Here is a 15,789-nt window from a genome sequence, read left to right on the forward strand (position 1 = left end):
GCCCACTCGGTTTCCCGGTCGCTTTGGAAACTTTCGGAGGGACTGGGGTTTCGCTGACCATCAGGGAGCCTGACCGGCCGGCGCGAGCATCCGCTTCCATCCGTCGTCTCCTGACTCAATCGCATTGTCGACGGAGTACTTCACTCCATCGGGCCCGGTGACCTCACCGGATTGGTTCTGCAGAGGCGCGCCCGGAGCTTCCGCGGGGGTGTAGGTGCACGGGTTCGGCTGCTGACCACTGCATTGGACGCTGCCCGATGCGGGCGGTGACGCTGAGTCGCTCACTGGCGGTGGCGTTCCCGGTAGGCCGGCGGCGGGCATCGGGTTGAGTCCGGTGTCGATGGTGGGCGCCGGGATCACGTAGCCCGGTTTCACCGGTTGGTCACACCTTGCCGCGGGTGCCGGGCAGGTCAGCACCTGGTTGGGGTCTCCGTACCACGGGTTGGTGCCCTGTGGTTCGTACGGTTGGCCGCTGCGGCACTCCTGCGGGGTGGCGGCGCGTCTGCCGGGCACGTCGACGCATGGGATATTGCGGGCGCCGCGCACGGAGTTCGCCTTCTGGTCCTGCGGGATCTTGCAGTAGGTGTTGGAGGGCAGCGGCGCGATGCTGGTGTCGGCGGGAGACCGCCATTGAGAGGCGGGCACGAAGCCCGTCAGGCAGGGTGGAGGTTGGTTGATGGCTAGTCCGAGGTCGATGTGAGCCTCTCCCGGAAACGCCATCGTGGTCGTTTGCGCAACGGAACTCACCTGCGGGAGCAGCACCAGGACCTGTTCGATGCCCTGGCGGTACCGCAGCAGCAGTCCGGTGACGATCTCCAGGTTGGCCAACGTCTGAGGAAGTGATTCGCGCACGCCACCCAGCACGTTGTTGGCGCCATCGAGTGTGGGAGCCGCGGTGCTGAGCACGCTCTTCAACTCGGGATCCTTGGCGGCGGTTTGCGTCGCGACGACGTTGAGGTTGTGAATCCATTGCTTGATCTCGTCGGCGGACGCGGATTGACTGCTGAGCAGTGGCACGGACTTCGCGATGAGGTCGTTGATGTCGGTGGTGTGGTCCTGCAATTCGCCGGTCAGAGACTGGGTGGAGTCGACCAGGTTGTGCAGTGTCGGGCCAAGTCCGCCGACCGCCTGCGACGTCTCGTCGAGCAGCGCCGAGATCTTGTCCTTCGGCAGCGCATTCAGCCCACGATTGATGGTGTCCAGCGCGGTGCCGATGTCCTGGGGCGCCGTGCCTTTGGTGATGTTCTGCCCGGGGTTGAGGTACTTGCCCTGATCGCCGTCGGAGACCAGATCCAGGTACTGCTCACCAACGGCCGACACGGAATGGACGTTCGCAGTGGCGTTCACGGGGATGCGGTAACTGTCGTCGATGCTCATCGTCACCCGGACGCCGGACTTCGTCGGTTCCACCTCGGTGACCTTGCCGATGGTGGCCCCGCGGTAGGTCACGTTGGCGGTGCGGTACAGCCCGCCAGAGACGGGGAGGTCTGCCGTCAGGGTGTACTGCCCGACGCCAACCTCGGCGGGCAGCCTCAGGTAGTAGCCGCCAAGGACCACCAGCGTGATCAGCGTCAAGATGGTGAACACGATCAGCTGGATCCGGACGAATCTGGTGACCATTACGGCCCCCTTTCGACCAGCGGACCGCCGGGCACGTCGTTCGCATTTGGGGTGAAGCGCACGTCGGGAATCATGGTTGCCGGGTCGCGACCCCAGGACTGTTCCAGCGCGCGCAACGCTCCAGTGAATCGAGTTCCGGTCAGCAACCCGTTGTCGAGTGCACTCAGCGTGAGATCCACGTTCAGCGAGGTGTTGATGAAGTCACCCCGGAAGGTCTTGGGGACGGCGTCGATGTCGAACGGCGCGGTGAGCGCCACCTTCAGCGCAGGCACGACGAACGGTGCGGCCCGGACGAGCTGAGCCAAGGGCCGTTGCAGAGACACCAGGTTGCGGTTGAGGTTGGTGTTGGTGGAGTCCGCCGTCTTTTCCGCCGCAGCCCCGAATTGACCCAACGACTCGACGGCGTCGATAACACGGCCCTGAGAGTCGTTGAGGTACTTGACCAGTGGTGGCAACTCGGTCAACGCTCCGTCCAGCGTGCTCTTGTGTTCGGCCGCCATCTGCAGTAGCCGATCGGCGGAGTCGATGGCGTGGGTGACGTCGCCGATCTGTTCTTCGAGCTTGGCGGTGAACGTGTCGATGTTGTCGAGTAGTCGACGGATCTGGTCGGCCCGGCCGTTCACGATGTCGTAGACCTCGTTCGAGATCACCTCGAGGTTGGACACGCCGCCACCGTGCAACAGAGTCGCGATGCTGGCCAGCGTCTGTTCGGTGGTCGGGAACGCCGAGGAGTTCTGGAGCGTGATGGTGTCGCCGTCGCCCAGCAATTGGGCTGATGGAGCCTGTTCCGGCGCAGCAAGTTCCAGGTGCTGGGTACCCAACAGGCTGGTTTGCCCGATCTTCGCGCGCGCATTCTTGGGCAGCCGCACGCCGTTCTGCAATTCGACCGTCAGGGTCGCGACCCAGTTCTTCAGCTTGATCTCTTGCACCTGGCCGACGTAGACGTCGGAGACCAGGACCTTGCTGTTGGGCGTCAGGCCCAACGTATCCGGCATCTGTACGTAGACGACGTAGGAGCCCCGGCCGCTGCCCGGTCCACCGGGGATGGGCACGTTGGCGATGCCGCGCCACTGTCCGCAAGCAGTGAGCGCAAGCATGACCGCCAGCAGCACGATGCCTTGCCAGACGGTGCGGCGCACGCGCCTCGTGGCGGCGCTGGCGCCCTTGAGTGACACACGCACAAGCGAATTCATGATCCCGTTCACTGGCCCGCACCCGTCGGCGCTTCAGCGGGCAACGCTGGTCCATCGGCTGGCATCGTGGCCGCGGCAGGGACCGGGGTCGCAGCCACTGGTCCCGGGACGACCTCCGGTCCGGGTGGTGGTGGCGGACCGGGCTGCGGGTACCACGGCGGGGGAAGCGGATTGGTTTCGTCGAAGCTGTTCGGCTTGCCTGGCTGATTCGGACCCGCCGGTGGTGGTGCATCGTCCGGGCCGCCCATCAACTCTGCCAGTGAACCCGGTGAGAGCAGGTCGCCGGTTTCCGGTTGCACCTCGACGCCCTGCATCCCTGGGGCGGCCACCCACCCGGGCTGATGGTTGCCGTGCCCGTTGATGTAGGTGTCAGGTGCGAATATGCCTGGCACGGTGGTGTTCTTGAACCCGGCAGGCGGCTGCAACCGTGGCTCGGAGTAGGCGGTGGTCTTGGGCAACGTCTCCGCGGTGCTGAACGGCATGAGACCGAACGGCAAGTAGTTGAACTTGATGGCGTCGAGCACCGGCGTCAGGTACTGCGCACACAGTTCGGCGGAGTCCTGGTATCCGAGCCGGCTGCCAGCCTGAATCGAACTGCAGATGAGCTCCAACGGATTGGCGAAGTTGGTGACCGCAGGGATGATGGTCAGCCCGCCGTGGCTGGGGTGGTAGGTGTTGTTGGCGTTGGCCGCGAACGTCGGGAACACGTGCAGAAAGTTCTCGAGTGCCCGCTGCTGATCGGGTTGGACCAGCGGAGTGGTCGCGGTGGCGAGGTTGTTGACGTCGGTGGTCAGCATGTGCCCGTTTTCGTCGAGGAATTTGCGCACTACGGGCAGCAGTCGGTTGACTTGATCGACCGTGTCGGCGACCTCGTGGTCGGTGGGGGTAAGACTGTTCGTCAGCTGAGACAGGTTGCTGTTCAACGAGATCAGCTGCTGCTCGTTGATCTGGAGGGTGTTGAGGAAGGTGGCCAGACCGCCGACGATCGCGAATGTCTCACCGCGGCTGTCGTTGAGCGCGGTGAGCGACGTCGACAGCGTGTTCAGCGTCTTGTTGATGGCGTCGCCCTTGCCTGCGAGCCCGGTGGCGAGCGACTCGAGGGTGTCTCCGATTGGCCCCTTGGGTTGCTCGGGTGTCGGGCCGAGCGCCGTCACCGTCTTGCTGACACTGTCGCGCAGGTCGTCCCACTCGACGGGCACCTGAGTGCGCTCGATGGGGATGACCGAATTGCTGGTGAGTACGGGCCCGCCGTTGTAGGGCGGCTCCAACTGGATGTTTCGTGAAGCGACCAGACTGGGATTCATGATGACCGCCGAGGCGTTCGCGGGCACCTTGTACTTAGTCGGGAAGTGGAAGGTGACCTTCATCTTGTCGCCGGCAGGCTCGACCGAGTCGACGGACCCGACCGGGATTCCCATGATGGAGACGTCGTCTCCCGGGTAGAGCGAGTTGGCTTGCGAGAAATAGGCAACGATCACGTTGTTGGTCAGCTTGTGGAACACCAACCACCCGCCGTAGGTCAGCGCAAGCGCAGCGACCACCGCCGTCGCCGTCAGGACGATCGACTTGCGGGAGAAGCGGCGTAGGGCGCCGACCTCGAAGACCGTGCTCATCAGCTAGTTACCTCCGGTTTCATCCGACGCGGCCGGCGGGGGCGGCGACGGTGGCATCGCCGGTGCCACTGGCACGGTGCGGGCACCCGGCGGCCCTGGCGCCAACGCCGGTGCGGGAAGGCCTTCGACCGGTGGGGACGGTTCACCCGGCAACGCAGCACTCGGAACGCCGGGGGCCGCGGGTGGTGCGGCCGGGTTCACCGGCGCACCAACGACATCCGGGGCACCGAAATTGCTTCCATACGGATTGTTGCCGAATGGACCGGTGTCGGTGTTTGCACACGGAAGCGGGTTGTCCGGCGCCGGATAGTCGCCAGGTGCCGGCGCATAGGAGCACGGAGAGCCCGCGACCACTGCGGGACCGGGATGGTCCGGAGTGCCTTCGAGTGGCGTCGGTGCCGGCGGCGGCGCGCCATTGGGAAGCCGCTGACCGTTGGGGTCGGGATACCGGAACGACGGCAGACCGGCGTCACCCCAGAACTTCTGCGGATCGATGCCCCGTTTCTTGAAGGCCGCGTCCACCCAGGGCTGCAGGATTTGGTAGGGCAACAGGTTGAATATCGCTGCCTTGACGTACGGGCCCGATGCCACGATCTCCGACAGCGACGCGATGAACTTACCGAGTTCGCCGACTGTGGTGACCAGGTCATCCTTGCGTTTCACCAGGACGTCGCTGATTGTGTTGACCTGCTTGAGCACCGCGTTGAGATTGGGGTTGTCATTGATCACCCCTTGGACCTGACTCGCGATGGCCTTGACGTTGGTCAGCAGGGTCTGGACGGCTTGCCCGCGGGCATTGATCGCCGACAGCAGTGCTTGCGCGTTCACCAGGAGTCGATTGATCTGCTCGCCATGGATGCCAAGCACGCCAGCCACCTTGCTGGTCTCGCCCAGCAGATGCTGGACTTGGTCATCGCGTCGACTCACGGTGTCGGCGAACCGGCGCACTCCGGCGAGCGCGGCGCTTAGGTGCGGCGAGGTCTGGTCGACGGTATCGGTGAGTACCTGCAAGGACTGCTTGATGGTCCCGATGTCCCATCCGGCTGCGTCCTTGGTGGCGTCGCGAAACGCGTCGTAGATCTGATAGGGCGTCGTCGTTTGGCTCAGCGGGATCGTGCCACCGGGTTTCAGCTGGTCGGTGCCGCGGGGTTCGACCTCGAGCACCTTCTTGCCCAAGATGGTGTCGGTCCGGATGGACAATCGGCTTTGATTTCCAATGGCGTTGCCGTCCAAGGTGAACCGGACGACGACGTGACCGGTCGCAAGCGACAGTTCCTGCACGCTGCCGACGTCCATGCCGGCGATGCGTACCTTGTCTCCTTGGCGCAGCGCACCTGAGTCGCCGAACTCGCCGTAGTACCGGGGTTGGGCGAACAGCATCGGCACGCTGGTGAAGCTCTGACCCACGCCGGTGACGAGCAGCACCAGGAGCAGCGCCATGATTCCGACCCGGACTCGGTTCTCGGGCTCCAATGCCCTCATTGCGGTGTGCACCTTCCCGTTGGCTGCTGCGTCAGCCGGACCGTCCGGACCGGTCCGCCAGGCTGAAGGCCGTTCAACGTGAGCGTGACGTCGCAGAGATACAGGTTGATGAAGTCGCCGTAAGTGCCGGCGCTGCGGCCCAACAGCGTGAGCGCGGTCGGCAGCTTGTGCACCAGGTCGTCCAACTGCGGGCTTTGATCCACCAACGGTTGGAGGACACCCTGAGCCGAGCTGACCGTCGACTTCAGCAGTGGCCGATTCTCGCTGAGCAGCTCGCTCAGCGATCCAGCTGCGTTGCTGAGGTTCGCCACGCTGTCGGCTAGCGGGTTGGCTTGCTTCGTCAGCCCGCTGATCAGCGACTCCAGGTTGACGATCGTCGCGTCGGCTTGTCCGGCCTTCGCGACGATGCTGTCCAGGACGGTGCTGAGATTCTTGACCACCGAACCGATGGCCTCGTCGCGATCGGCGAGTTCGGAGGTCAGCCGGCCCGTCTGGTCGAGGATGTCGTTGATGGTGCCGCCCTGCCCCTGAAACACCGTGACGATCGCCGACGCAATGGTGTTGACCTTCTTGGGATCAAGCGCCTGAAACACTGGACGAAAGCCGCCGATGAGTGCGTCGAGGTCCAGCGCGGGCTGGGTGCGGTCCAGCGGGATCAGCCCGCCCGGCGGGAGCACCCGGTCACTTCCAGCTCCCGAGCCGCGTTGAATCTCGAGGTAACGCTCGCCGATGAGATTGGCGTAGCGAATCTGGGCGGTGGCCGACTGATACATCGGCAGCGATTCGTCGACGGCGAAGTCGACGTGAACGCGCTTGCCACCGTCCAATAGCCGCATGTTGGTGACCTTGCCGACCTCGACACCCGATGCGCGGACGAACTGGCCCTTGCGCAGACCATTGACGGAGGAGAACTCCGCAGAGTAGGCGACGGTGTGGTCGAAGCGGATCTGGCCGAACACCACGACCGTGATGGCGGCGAAGAACACCAGCACCAGCGATACGGCCGTGAGCTTGATGGCACTTGACGTCAGTCTCATGGGTTGACCGTGTATTCACCGATTTGGCGTCCCCAGACGTAATCGTTCGCCCACGGGGAGCCGATTCGAAAGTGGTCGTAGGGGGCGATGGTGGCCCCGGTGTCGGTCACCAGCGCCGGTGCCGGCCATAGGTCCCGGGTGACCTTCTGCCAGCAACCTGGTGCTCCGCCGGGGCCGCCTCGGGCGTTGACCCGCGGCAGGTTGTCGGGATAGACGTAGGGATTGGTGCCGCCGACCAGCTGGGTGTGGGCCTTCAACGAGTACCCGTTGCCGGTGCCCTCGGAGGCGGCAACGGCGGGCTCCACTTCTGCAGCATTTCGGATGGCGCACAACAGTTCTGGGCTATACGTGTCGAGCAGCTGGCTCGTGGGGGCCAACTGCAGCAGCGTTTGAGCTAGATGCGGCTGACTCTTGTTGAGCACGTCGGTACCGGTGTTGGAGAACCCGATGGCTGCCAAAAGTGTCGCATCCAGGTCTTTTTGCTGTCCGTTGAGTGTCTTTGCGGTGGTCGTCACGTGCTCGAGGACGCTCCAAAGGTCAGGTGATGCGTCGCCAAGGGCGTCAGTGATGGTCGCGAGCTTCTGTACGTCGGAGCGCACCTGGTCCATCTGGGGGTTGAGGTTGTCGAGCACCTTGTTGCCATTGACCAGTGCCGTGCCGAACTTGTCGCCCAACCCCGATACTGCGTCCGCGGCGCCACTCAGCGTGAGGTTCAGTTTGACGGGGTCAATCGTCTGCGCGATCGAAGTGATCGTCTCAAAGACCGTGTTGACCTCGGTGGAGACGGACGACACGTTGATCGTGTCGTTGCTGGTGATCGGTGGTCCCGGCTGCTTCGGCGACGACAACGCAATGTACTTCCCGCCGAACACCGTGGTCGCCTTGATCGCGCCGTCCACGTTCACCGGAATCAGGGAGAAGTACTTGGGTGAGATGTTCAACGAGAACTTTGCCGCCGGCTGGCCAGCACGCTCAATCTCGCTGAGATTGCCGACCTTTCCGATCTCCACCCCGTTGAGGGTGATCTTCGATCCTGGGCCGATGAGCAGCCCGGCGCGGTCGGAAATGAGCGTCAGCGGCTCCTTCTGCGTGAATCCTCCGCGGAACTGCACGAAGACCAGAACGGCGATGACCGTGAGCACTAGCGCTCCCGCCGTGGCCAACATCTTGAAAGGCGGTGTGCGTTGGGTGTTTTCCGGGAAGTTCGTCGTCATCGCCGCTACACCGACAGGTTGAAGTTGGGGTCGACGCCGTAGAGCGCCAACGACGAGAGCATGGCCACCATGACCACCGCAGCCAGAGAGAATCGCATGGATCGGCCGACGGCGTCGCCGACACCGACCGGGCCGCCCGCAGCGTTGTATCCGTAGTAGCAGTGGGTGACCATCACGATGGTCGCGATGATGACCGCGACGAGGAACGACCAGAACACGTCCTCGGGCCGCAGAAACGTGCGGAAGTAGTGGTTGTAGGTGCCGCTGGACTGCCCGTAGAGCAGCGTGGTGACCAGTTGTGGCGAGAGGAACGCCATGATCATCGCCAGCCCGTAGAGCGGAAGGATGACCACGACTGCGGCGATGATCCTGGTCGACGAAAGGAACGCGAGCGACTTCACTCCCATCACCTCTAAGGCGTCGATCTCCTCGCTGATGCGCATGGCGCCCAATTCGGCGGTGGCGCCCGCACCGACGGTGGCTGCCAGAGCGATGCCGGTGACGACCGGGGCGGCGATGCGCACGTTGACCAGTGCGGCGAAGAATCCGGTGAATACGTCGACGCCGATGTTGCCCAACGAGGAGAAGCCCTGAATGGCGACGAGCGATGCCCCCGACAACGTCACGAACGCCACGATGGCGACCGTTCCGCCGACAACCGCCAAAGCGCCAGTGCCCATACCGATTTGGGCAATGAGGCGTATTGTCTCGGCGCGGTAACGGCGCAGCGTAAATGGAATCTGACCGACGCTCATCAGCATGAACCAGACCATCCGGCCGAAGGACTCCATCGCGCGAGTTGGTGCGCCGAGGTAGTGGTCCACGTTGGCGGCCGTCCGCGGATAACGGGCGCGGACTACTGCAGCGTTGGTCATCTCAGTGCCCCGTTCCGAACCGCACGCCGATGGTGGTCAGCACAACGTTGACGGCGAATAGGGCGATCACGCAGAGCACCACGGTCTCGTTGACGGCGGTGCCAACACCCTTGGGACCCCCGGACACGGTCAAGCCTCGGTAGCAGCCGACGAGCCCGGCGATCAGCCCGAATGACACCGCCTTGATGGTGGCGATGAGTACCTCGGGAAGCCCGGTGACGAGGGTGAGCGTAGATAGGTACGCCCCGCCCGAAACGCCTTGAAGATAGACGCTGAACATGAATCCGCCGACCAGTCCGACGATGATGACCAGGCTGTTGAGCAGCGTTGCCACCACCGTCGCTGCAACCACTCTCGGCACCACCAGCCGTCGGATGGGGTCGATGCCCATGACTTCCATGGCTGCGATTTCTTCTCTGATCGTGCGAGCGCCGAGGTCGGCACAAATGGCGGTCGAGCCTGCGCCAGCGACAACGAGCACTGTGGTGAGCGGGCCCAGCTGGGTGACTGCGCCAAGTGCGGCGCCGGCGCCAGAAATGTCTGCAGCACCGAACTCCGCCAGCAACACGTTCAGCGTGAAGGTCAACAGCACCGTCAGCGGGATCGCGGCCATCATCGTCGGGATGATCGTGACGCTCAGCAGGAACCAGGCTTGAAGGATCAGTTCGCGCCATTCGAAGGGCCACCGAACGGCGGCCTTCGCAGTGAGCGATGCCATGCGGGCAAAGCCACCGACATGTCCTAGGGGACGGCTCATGTGGATGCCGAGGTGGCTGCGCAGCCCCGTCAAGGACGTCATGGCAGTTTGCCCCCGGGGTGGAAGTGACGGAGCGGTGACAACTTCGATGTCTCCTCTACAAGAATCCACGTAACTAAGAAGGAAGCCAAATAAATATTTGACTCCTAAGAGATCAGAGTGATGGTAACGAGTGGATTACGTCACCACAAGGCCCTCTTTGTGGTGCGGGCCATAGTTCGTGGGCGCGTATTTCGTCCCCGAGGTCGTCGAGAGTGAGTAGATCGCGATGGCTCCCGAGGTGACCGGCCGTACAGACGATGCCGGGTCGCCGCTGCCGGTGACATCGGCCCACGCGTCGAGACGTCCGGCCCGTCATGTGGTCACGACCGGAAACCACGGCCCGTCCACGGGTTCGCCCGCGGGCATCCTCGGGACCTCGAAGGGTCCGATGCTTCCGATGTGATCGAACGCGGTCCCCGGACGAGGGTCCCAGACGACGTCGTCACCGACGAACATCGTCGTCACCGCGCGTCGGAAGCGTTCGGTGTCGTTCGGCGGTGACCCGTGAACGGTCTTGGGATGGTGCAGCAGGGCGTCTCCCGGTTCAGCCTCACCGACAAGCCATGCGTCATCGCCGTAGTGTGCGAAGTCGGGCGCTTCGAAGTAGGGCGACTTTGCGTACAGGGCAACGATGTTCGGGTTGCCGCTGAAGCTGCGGGGTCGATAGATCGCGCCGCGGTGCGATCCCTTGAGGTAGCGTACGGCTCCGCTCTCAGCGGTTACCGTGTCCAGCGGTACCCAGATGCGCAGGTACTGGTCGCCTGTGATGGGAAGATACGGATGGTCCTGGTGATACGGCGCGCCGAGTGCGGCTCCGGGTTCCTGGGCGAACACCTGATCGTAAAAGAAGCGGAGCGTGCGGACTTCGGGGTGGATCTGAGCGGCGAGGTGTTTGGTGGGACCCTCGAGCGCCCACGCATCGAATGCAGGATCAACGAATCGGGGGAAGGATTGGGAGAAGAACCGGCGTTCCCCGGGCAGGGTGTAGTTCTGTGACGTGGTGTGGACACGAGTCATCAGCCGGGCGACGGCGTCGCTGAGGTAGTCGATCCAGGAACCCGGGATGATCTGTCTAAGCCGGACCACCCCTTCTCTGAGGTAGGTGTCCCGCTCGTCGTCAGCCACGTTGCGTAGCAGACCGTCGGGGGGATGGTCAGCGACCATCGTGCTGTCCTCCTAGAGTTTGCGTGGCTGAGTTCAGTCGGATCACGTGGGGCCCATGCGCACTGCGCCATCGAGGCGGATCGTCTCGCCGTTGAGCATGGGGTTGTCGATGATGTGGGTGACTAGCGCCGCATACTCGACGGGTTTGCCGAGCCGCGACGGATGCGGGACCTGTTGGGCTAGTGATGCTTGAGCGGCCTCGGGAAGACCCGCCATCATGGGAGTTTCGAAGATCCCCGGTGCGATGGTCGTGACACGGATGCAGTGTCGGGCCAACTCGCGGGCGATGGGCAGCGTCAATGCGGCGACGCCGCCCTTGGACGCGGCGTAGGCGGGTTGGCCGACCTGGCCGTCGAATGCAGCCACCGATGCGGTGTTGACGATGACGCCGCGTTCACCGTCGATGGGCTCGGTGCGTGCGATCTTCTCTGCGGCCAGGCGGATCACGTTGAAGGTGCCGAGAAGGTTGATGCGCACGACGCGTTCGAACTCCGTGAGCGGTAGTGGACCGGAACGGCCGAGAACCTTTCCCGGAGTGGCGACGCCGGCGCAGTTGACCAGAATCCGGACGTCGCCGATCGACGCTGCGATGTCGATCGCCGCTGAGACCTCGTCTGCCGACGTGACATCGGCCGGCACGAACCTGGCGCGTGTTCCGAGCGACTGTGCCGCCTGCTCCCCGGTGGAGCCCGGGAGGTCGATCAGGATGACGTGGGCGCCTCGGTCATGCAGTGCGTGCGCGGTGGCGTTGCCGAGGCCGGAGGCCGCGCCGGTGACGATGGCGACGACGTCGTCGATGTTCACGTAATTCTCCTTGAAGGGATGGGGCGCCACTGCGCCGTGGGCGACTGAGTCATGGAATCCGTAGGATGAGGGCGTTGCCTTGGCCTCCGCCTCCGCAGAGCGCGACCGCGCCGATGCCGCCGCCGCGGCGTCGCAGTTCCCGGGCCAGCTGCAGGGTGATGCGGGCGCCGGACATGCCGATTGGGTGACCAAGGGCGATGGCGCCGCCGTTGACGTTGACGATGTCGGGATTGATTTCCAGGGCGCGAGTGGAGGCGATGGCGACCGCGGCGAACGCTTCGTTGATTTCGACGAGGTCGAGTGCCGCGGGGGTTATGCCGGCGGCCGTGCAGGCATTCGCGATGGCTGCGGCCGGTTGGGCGTGCAGACCGGAATCTGGGCCTGCGACCATTGCGTGCTCACCGATCTCGGCAAGCCATCCGAGTCCGGCGGAGATCGCGCGCTGTTTGCTCATCACCACGACGGCGCAGGCGCCGTCGCTGATGGGTGAGGCGTTGCCGGCGGTGATGGCGCCGCATTGACGAAACGCGCCGGGCAGCCGGGACAGTGTCTCGACGGTCGTGTCGGGGCGGATGCCTTCGTCGCGGCGCAGCCAGCCGCCGTCGCGTTGGTGGCCGGGGATGCGCAGCGGTACCACTTCGTCGTCGAAGACACCGTTCTCCCACGCGGCGGCGGCCCGCTGGTGTGAGCGTGCGGCCAGTGCGTCCTGGTCGCCGCGGGTCACCCCGTGCACGTCGTTGTCGGTTTCGGTGAGCAGTCCCATGGGCTGGTCGGTGAACGCGTCGTGGAGCCCGTCGAGGGCGAGGTGGTCGACGACGAGGAAGTCGCCGTATTTGTGGCCGCTGCGGGAGTGCGGCAGGAGATGCGGTGCGCGGCTCATGGATTCCATGCCGCCGGCGACGATCACCTCGAATGCCCCGGAGCGGATGAATTGGTCGGCCAGAATGATGGACTCGACTCCGGACAGGCAAACCTTGTTCACGTTGAGCGCCGGTGTGCTCATCGGTACGCCGGCCGCGGCGGCCGCTTGACGGGCGGGCATCTGTCCCGCGCCGGCGGTGAGGACCTGACCCATCACTACGTATTGCACCTCGGCCGGGGCGATCGAGGCGTTGGTCAATGCCGTTTCGATCGCGATGCCGCCCAATTCGGCCGCGGTGAAGCCCTGCAGGGCACCTTGGAAACGGCCGATGGGGGTGCGCGCGCCGGCGATGATGACAGAAGTGGTCATGCGGGGAGAAGGCCTTTCTCGGCGAAATGCACTAGGGGGGATTGCGGCTGCCCTGGCCAGGACTGCCCCGCGGCCGGGGTGGTGTGGGGCATCGAGGGGACGGGGATGCCAGGGTGATACCGCGGCTGGGCTGGCAGCCGCGTTGTCATAGGGCCGGTTCAAAGAGCGCCGGTGTACTCGACCCCACGGCTCGGCGCAGGTGGTCGTCGGCGGGAGCGAGCCCACGACGGGTATAGCGGTCGGTGAAGGCGCCGACCATCTCGGCCGCGGCGCAATGCCCAGGTGTCTGCCGCAGAAATGCTTGAGTGGTGTCGAGCAGGGTGAGCGCGGCGGTCCGCAATGTCGAATGCGCCAGCCCCGACCGGGCGCCGATCGTCCAGAGGTGACGGGTGTCGGGCAGCGTGGCCAGCAACTCGGAGGCCACTTCCGCCGTCATCGCGGCGCAGACGATGTGGACCGCTGCCGCCCTCAGGTCGGGAGGCAGTGCGTCGAGCATGCGCAGCTCCAGCCAGCCTCGGGGCCGGATCGGGGGGAACAGCGTAGTGAGGTGGTAACGGAGGTCTGCTCGGCTGGGCCAGCCGAGCGGGTGCCCGTGGGTGAGCCAGTGCCCGAAACTGAGCCCTGGTGGCAGCGCGATGCCCTCACGGCCGGTGTCGACGAAGAAGACGTCAGCGCCGAGGGCGTAGCGAGCCCAGTCACGTTCAGGCGAACGGCTTAGGGGCAGTGGGGCGGTGCGGCCGGGGTCGATGCGGCTCCAGATCTCTTGGCGCCGCGACTGCCAGTGCATGCCGTCGTGGCCGATGCCGGGGGAGTTGGCGAACATGGCGATCAGCAGTGGCCCGATCCGGTTGGCAAGGTCCCAGCGTTGGTGGCCGCCCTGCGGATCGTGGCTGATGTTGATCTGCACCGAGGCGGTGTTGGTCATCATCTGGGTGCCGGCGTCGCCGCGGTGGGCGAAGAAGGCCTCCATCGCGGCATAGCGCGGCCGGTCCAGAATCCGAGCGGGTGGGCGACGGTCGTCGAAGGCGAGGTCGGCCGGGCACCAGCCGCGCCGCCGCAGTTGCGCATGCAGGATCTGGGCGTCGGTCTGCAGGGCGGTGATCGCGTCGGTGGCCGTCGGCTGGGGCGACGTGGACAGTTCGACCTGCCCGCCCGGCTCGATGGTGATGCGCCCGCGATGGGGCAGGGGGGTGCTGAGCAGCGGCGTCAGCTCCGACATCGTTGGCCGGGCGGAGGCTTGCTCCCGTGCGTGGTGCAGCGGCCATTCGACTTCGATGCCGACCATGTCGTCGTCGGTGCCGGCGAAGTTGGTCGCTACGAGGTCGAAGGCCTGATCGATCGTCAGGGTTGGGTGGGGGTGCGGCATTGAGATCGGCTCCTCGAACGTAATTCCCGGGGTAAGAAGGTTGAGAACTAAGTAGTTGACTCCTAAGAGATCTCGCCATAGTATCGAGTGAACCACCTCACAACAACCACGGCTTTGCGCGATGGACCACAGATCGCCGCACGCCACGGAGTCGATCGAAAGGCGCCTGCAGATGAGCGGCCCAATGACCGGAATCAAGATCATTGACCTGTGCTCGATGATGTCGGGCCCGTGGGCCACCGACATCCTGGGCGACCAAGGAGCCGACGTCATCAAAGTGGAAGTGCCCGGCACGGGAGACCACGTCCGAGACCTGCCCAATCGGTCCGGCGACATGTCGGCGATGTTCGTGAACGTGAACCGCTCGAAGCGCTCGCTGACGCTGGATCTGAAGAAGCCTGCGGGCGTCGCGGTGCTCAAGAAGCTCGTCGAGAGCGCCGACGTGCTGGTGCAGAACTTCCGGCCGGGCGTGGTGGAGCGCCTGGGCATCGCCTATGACGATCTGGCGCCGCACAACCCGCGGCTGGTGTACCTGTCGATGAGCGGATTCGGGGAACGCGGCCCAGCCTCCGGACAGAAGGTGTACGACTCGCTGATCCAGGCTCTGTCGGGCCTGACCACCGTGCAGGCGGGCTCCGATTCCGAGCGGCCGCGGTTGATCCGCACCATCCTGCCCGACAAGTTGACCGCGGTGGTCGCCGCGCAGACCCTGTCGGCGGCGCTGTTCGCCCGCGAACGCACCGGCGAGGGACAGCACATCCGGCTCTCGATGCTCGAGGCGGTGCTGTCGTTCCTGTGGGCCTCCGACATGGGTGCCTACACCTTCCCGGATCAGCCGGTGCCGGTCGAGAAGGGTGGCAGCTTCATCGATCTGATCTATCAGACCGCTGACGGGTACATCACCGTGGCCACCAACAGCAATGTTGAGTGGCAGAACATGTGCAAGGCACTGGGGCATCCGGAATGGATCGAGGACCAGCGATTCGCCACCCCGACCGGACGTTCGGAGTTCATCAACGAGCGACTCGCCATGATTCAAGACGTGCTGATCGAGAAGTCCTCGGTGGTCTGGCTGGGCCTGCTGGACGAGTTCGACGTGCCGGCCGCGCCGATTCTGAAACGCTCGGAGGTCATCGAGCACCCCCAGGTCAAAGCCACCGAGATCATCGTCGAATCCACCCACCCGGTCGCCGGTCGGCTGCGCCAGGCCAGGGTCCCCGCACGCTTCCTGGGCACGGTGCCCAAACCTCCGCGCGGAGCGCCGCTGCTCGGGGAGCACAACGGCGAGATCCTTGCCGAGGTCGGCTATAGCGACCAGGACATCGCGGCATTGGCCGCCGCCGCGGTCATCGGCACCGAGCAGAGCGCCGCTGCCGGCGCCTCAGCCTGAA

At 64.9% G+C, this 15,789-nt stretch carries 13 protein-coding genes; 1 reads left to right on the top strand and 12 read right to left on the bottom strand.

The annotated features are described in order from the left end of the window. Positions 1-60 precede the first annotated feature (60 nt). The 12 genes from SLQ30_RS13930 to SLQ30_RS13985 all read right to left on the bottom strand — a co-directional run bounded on the left by SLQ30_RS13930 (position 61) and on the right by SLQ30_RS13985 (position 14,398). Positions 61-1,620 (bottom strand): MCE family protein, encoded by a 1,560-nt coding sequence (locus tag SLQ30_RS13930; RefSeq protein ID WP_319446865.1) that lies wholly within the window; start codon positions 1,618-1,620, stop codon positions 61-63. Continuing rightward, complete coding sequence (locus SLQ30_RS13935) at positions 1,620-2,813, bottom strand: MCE family protein (protein WP_413468030.1); 1,194 nt, start codon at positions 2,811-2,813, stop codon at positions 1,620-1,622. Before SLQ30_RS13935 ends, SLQ30_RS13930 begins: the two co-directional genes overlap by 1 nt. An 8-nt stretch (positions 2,814-2,821) precedes the next feature. Further along, positions 2,822-4,426, bottom strand: coding sequence for a virulence factor Mce family protein (locus SLQ30_RS13940; RefSeq protein WP_319446866.1), 1,605 nt, complete (start codon positions 4,424-4,426; stop codon positions 2,822-2,824). 3 nt (positions 4,427-4,429) lie between these two features. Continuing rightward, complete coding sequence (locus SLQ30_RS13945) at positions 4,430-5,908, bottom strand: MCE family protein (RefSeq protein WP_319446867.1); 1,479 nt, start codon at positions 5,906-5,908, stop codon at positions 4,430-4,432. Beyond that, positions 5,905-6,945 (bottom strand): MlaD family protein, encoded by a 1,041-nt coding sequence (locus SLQ30_RS13950; protein WP_319446868.1) that lies wholly within the window; start codon positions 6,943-6,945, stop codon positions 5,905-5,907. Before SLQ30_RS13950 ends, SLQ30_RS13945 begins: the two co-directional genes overlap by 4 nt. Then, positions 6,942-8,159 carry an MCE family protein gene (locus tag SLQ30_RS13955; RefSeq protein ID WP_319446869.1) on the bottom strand — a complete coding sequence of 406 codons (1,218 nt, stop codon included), beginning with the start codon at positions 8,157-8,159 and terminating at the stop codon, positions 6,942-6,944. The genes SLQ30_RS13950 and SLQ30_RS13955 overlap by 4 nt, the downstream gene beginning before the upstream one ends. 5 nt (positions 8,160-8,164) lie before the next feature. Beyond that, positions 8,165-9,034, bottom strand: a complete 870-nt coding sequence (locus tag SLQ30_RS13960; RefSeq protein ID WP_319446870.1) for an ABC transporter permease — start codon at positions 9,032-9,034, stop codon at positions 8,165-8,167. 1 nt (position 9,035) lies between these two features. After that, a complete protein-coding gene (locus SLQ30_RS13965) occupies positions 9,036-9,791 on the bottom strand; it encodes an MlaE family ABC transporter permease (RefSeq protein WP_413468036.1) in 756 nt (251 codons plus the stop codon). A 354-nt stretch (positions 9,792-10,145) separates the two neighbouring features. After that, entirely contained in the window at positions 10,146-10,997 is an 852-nt protein-coding gene (locus tag SLQ30_RS13970; RefSeq protein WP_319446872.1) for a phytanoyl-CoA dioxygenase family protein, read from the bottom strand. A gap of 42 nt (positions 10,998-11,039) precedes the next feature. After that, positions 11,040-11,801 carry an SDR family NAD(P)-dependent oxidoreductase gene (locus SLQ30_RS13975; RefSeq protein WP_319446873.1) on the bottom strand — a complete coding sequence of 254 codons (762 nt, stop codon included), beginning with the start codon at positions 11,799-11,801 and terminating at the stop codon, positions 11,040-11,042. 49 nt (positions 11,802-11,850) lie between these two features. Continuing rightward, the gene (locus tag SLQ30_RS13980; RefSeq protein WP_319446874.1) at positions 11,851-13,032 is read right to left on the bottom strand and encodes an acetyl-CoA C-acetyltransferase; all 1,182 of its coding nucleotides are present in this window, start codon (positions 13,030-13,032) and stop codon (positions 11,851-11,853) included. A gap of 145 nt (positions 13,033-13,177) precedes the next feature. Beyond that, positions 13,178-14,398 carry a glutamate-cysteine ligase family protein gene (locus tag SLQ30_RS13985; RefSeq protein WP_319446875.1) on the bottom strand — a complete coding sequence of 407 codons (1,221 nt, stop codon included), beginning with the start codon at positions 14,396-14,398 and terminating at the stop codon, positions 13,178-13,180. 172 nt (positions 14,399-14,570) lie between these two features. Here SLQ30_RS13985 and SLQ30_RS13990 point away from each other — a divergent pair, with 172 nt between their 5' ends. After that, entirely contained in the window at positions 14,571-15,788 is a 1,218-nt protein-coding gene (locus tag SLQ30_RS13990) for a CoA transferase (protein ID WP_319446876.1), read from the top strand. Position 15,789 lies beyond the last annotated feature (1 nt).

The sequence above is a fragment of the Mycobacterium sp. RTGN4 genome, from assembly GCF_033804635.1.
Lineage (GTDB): Bacteria > Actinomycetota > Actinomycetes > Mycobacteriales > Mycobacteriaceae > Mycobacterium.

Excerpts from the sequence above, each read along its gene's own strand:
- SLQ30_RS13930 (WP_319446865.1), bottom strand. The coding sequence starts at position 1,620 with ATGGTCACCAGATTCGTCCGGATCCAGCTGATCGTGTTCACCATCTTG.
- SLQ30_RS13985 (WP_319446875.1), bottom strand. The coding sequence starts at position 14,398 with ATGCCGCACCCCCACCCAACCCTGACGATCGATCAGGCCTTCGACCTC.
- SLQ30_RS13965 (WP_413468036.1), bottom strand. The coding sequence starts at position 9,791 with ATGAGCCGTCCCCTAGGACATGTCGGTGGCTTTGCCCGCATGGCATCG.
- SLQ30_RS13990 (WP_319446876.1), top strand. The coding sequence starts at position 14,571 with ATGAGCGGCCCAATGACCGGAATCAAGATCATTGACCTGTGCTCGATG.
- SLQ30_RS13945 (WP_319446867.1), bottom strand. The coding sequence starts at position 5,908 with ATGAGGGCATTGGAGCCCGAGAACCGAGTCCGGGTCGGAATCATGGCG.
- SLQ30_RS13955 (WP_319446869.1), bottom strand. The coding sequence starts at position 8,159 with ATGACGACGAACTTCCCGGAAAACACCCAACGCACACCGCCTTTCAAG.
- SLQ30_RS13960 (WP_319446870.1), bottom strand. The coding sequence starts at position 9,034 with ATGACCAACGCTGCAGTAGTCCGCGCCCGTTATCCGCGGACGGCCGCC.
- SLQ30_RS13970 (WP_319446872.1), bottom strand. The coding sequence starts at position 10,997 with ATGGTCGCTGACCATCCCCCCGACGGTCTGCTACGCAACGTGGCTGAC.
- SLQ30_RS13935 (WP_413468030.1), bottom strand. The coding sequence starts at position 2,813 with ATGAATTCGCTTGTGCGTGTGTCACTCAAGGGCGCCAGCGCCGCCACG.
- SLQ30_RS13980 (WP_319446874.1), bottom strand. The coding sequence starts at position 13,032 with ATGACCACTTCTGTCATCATCGCCGGCGCGCGCACCCCCATCGGCCGT.
- SLQ30_RS13950 (WP_319446868.1), bottom strand. The coding sequence starts at position 6,945 with ATGAGACTGACGTCAAGTGCCATCAAGCTCACGGCCGTATCGCTGGTG.
- SLQ30_RS13940 (WP_319446866.1), bottom strand. The coding sequence starts at position 4,426 with ATGAGCACGGTCTTCGAGGTCGGCGCCCTACGCCGCTTCTCCCGCAAG.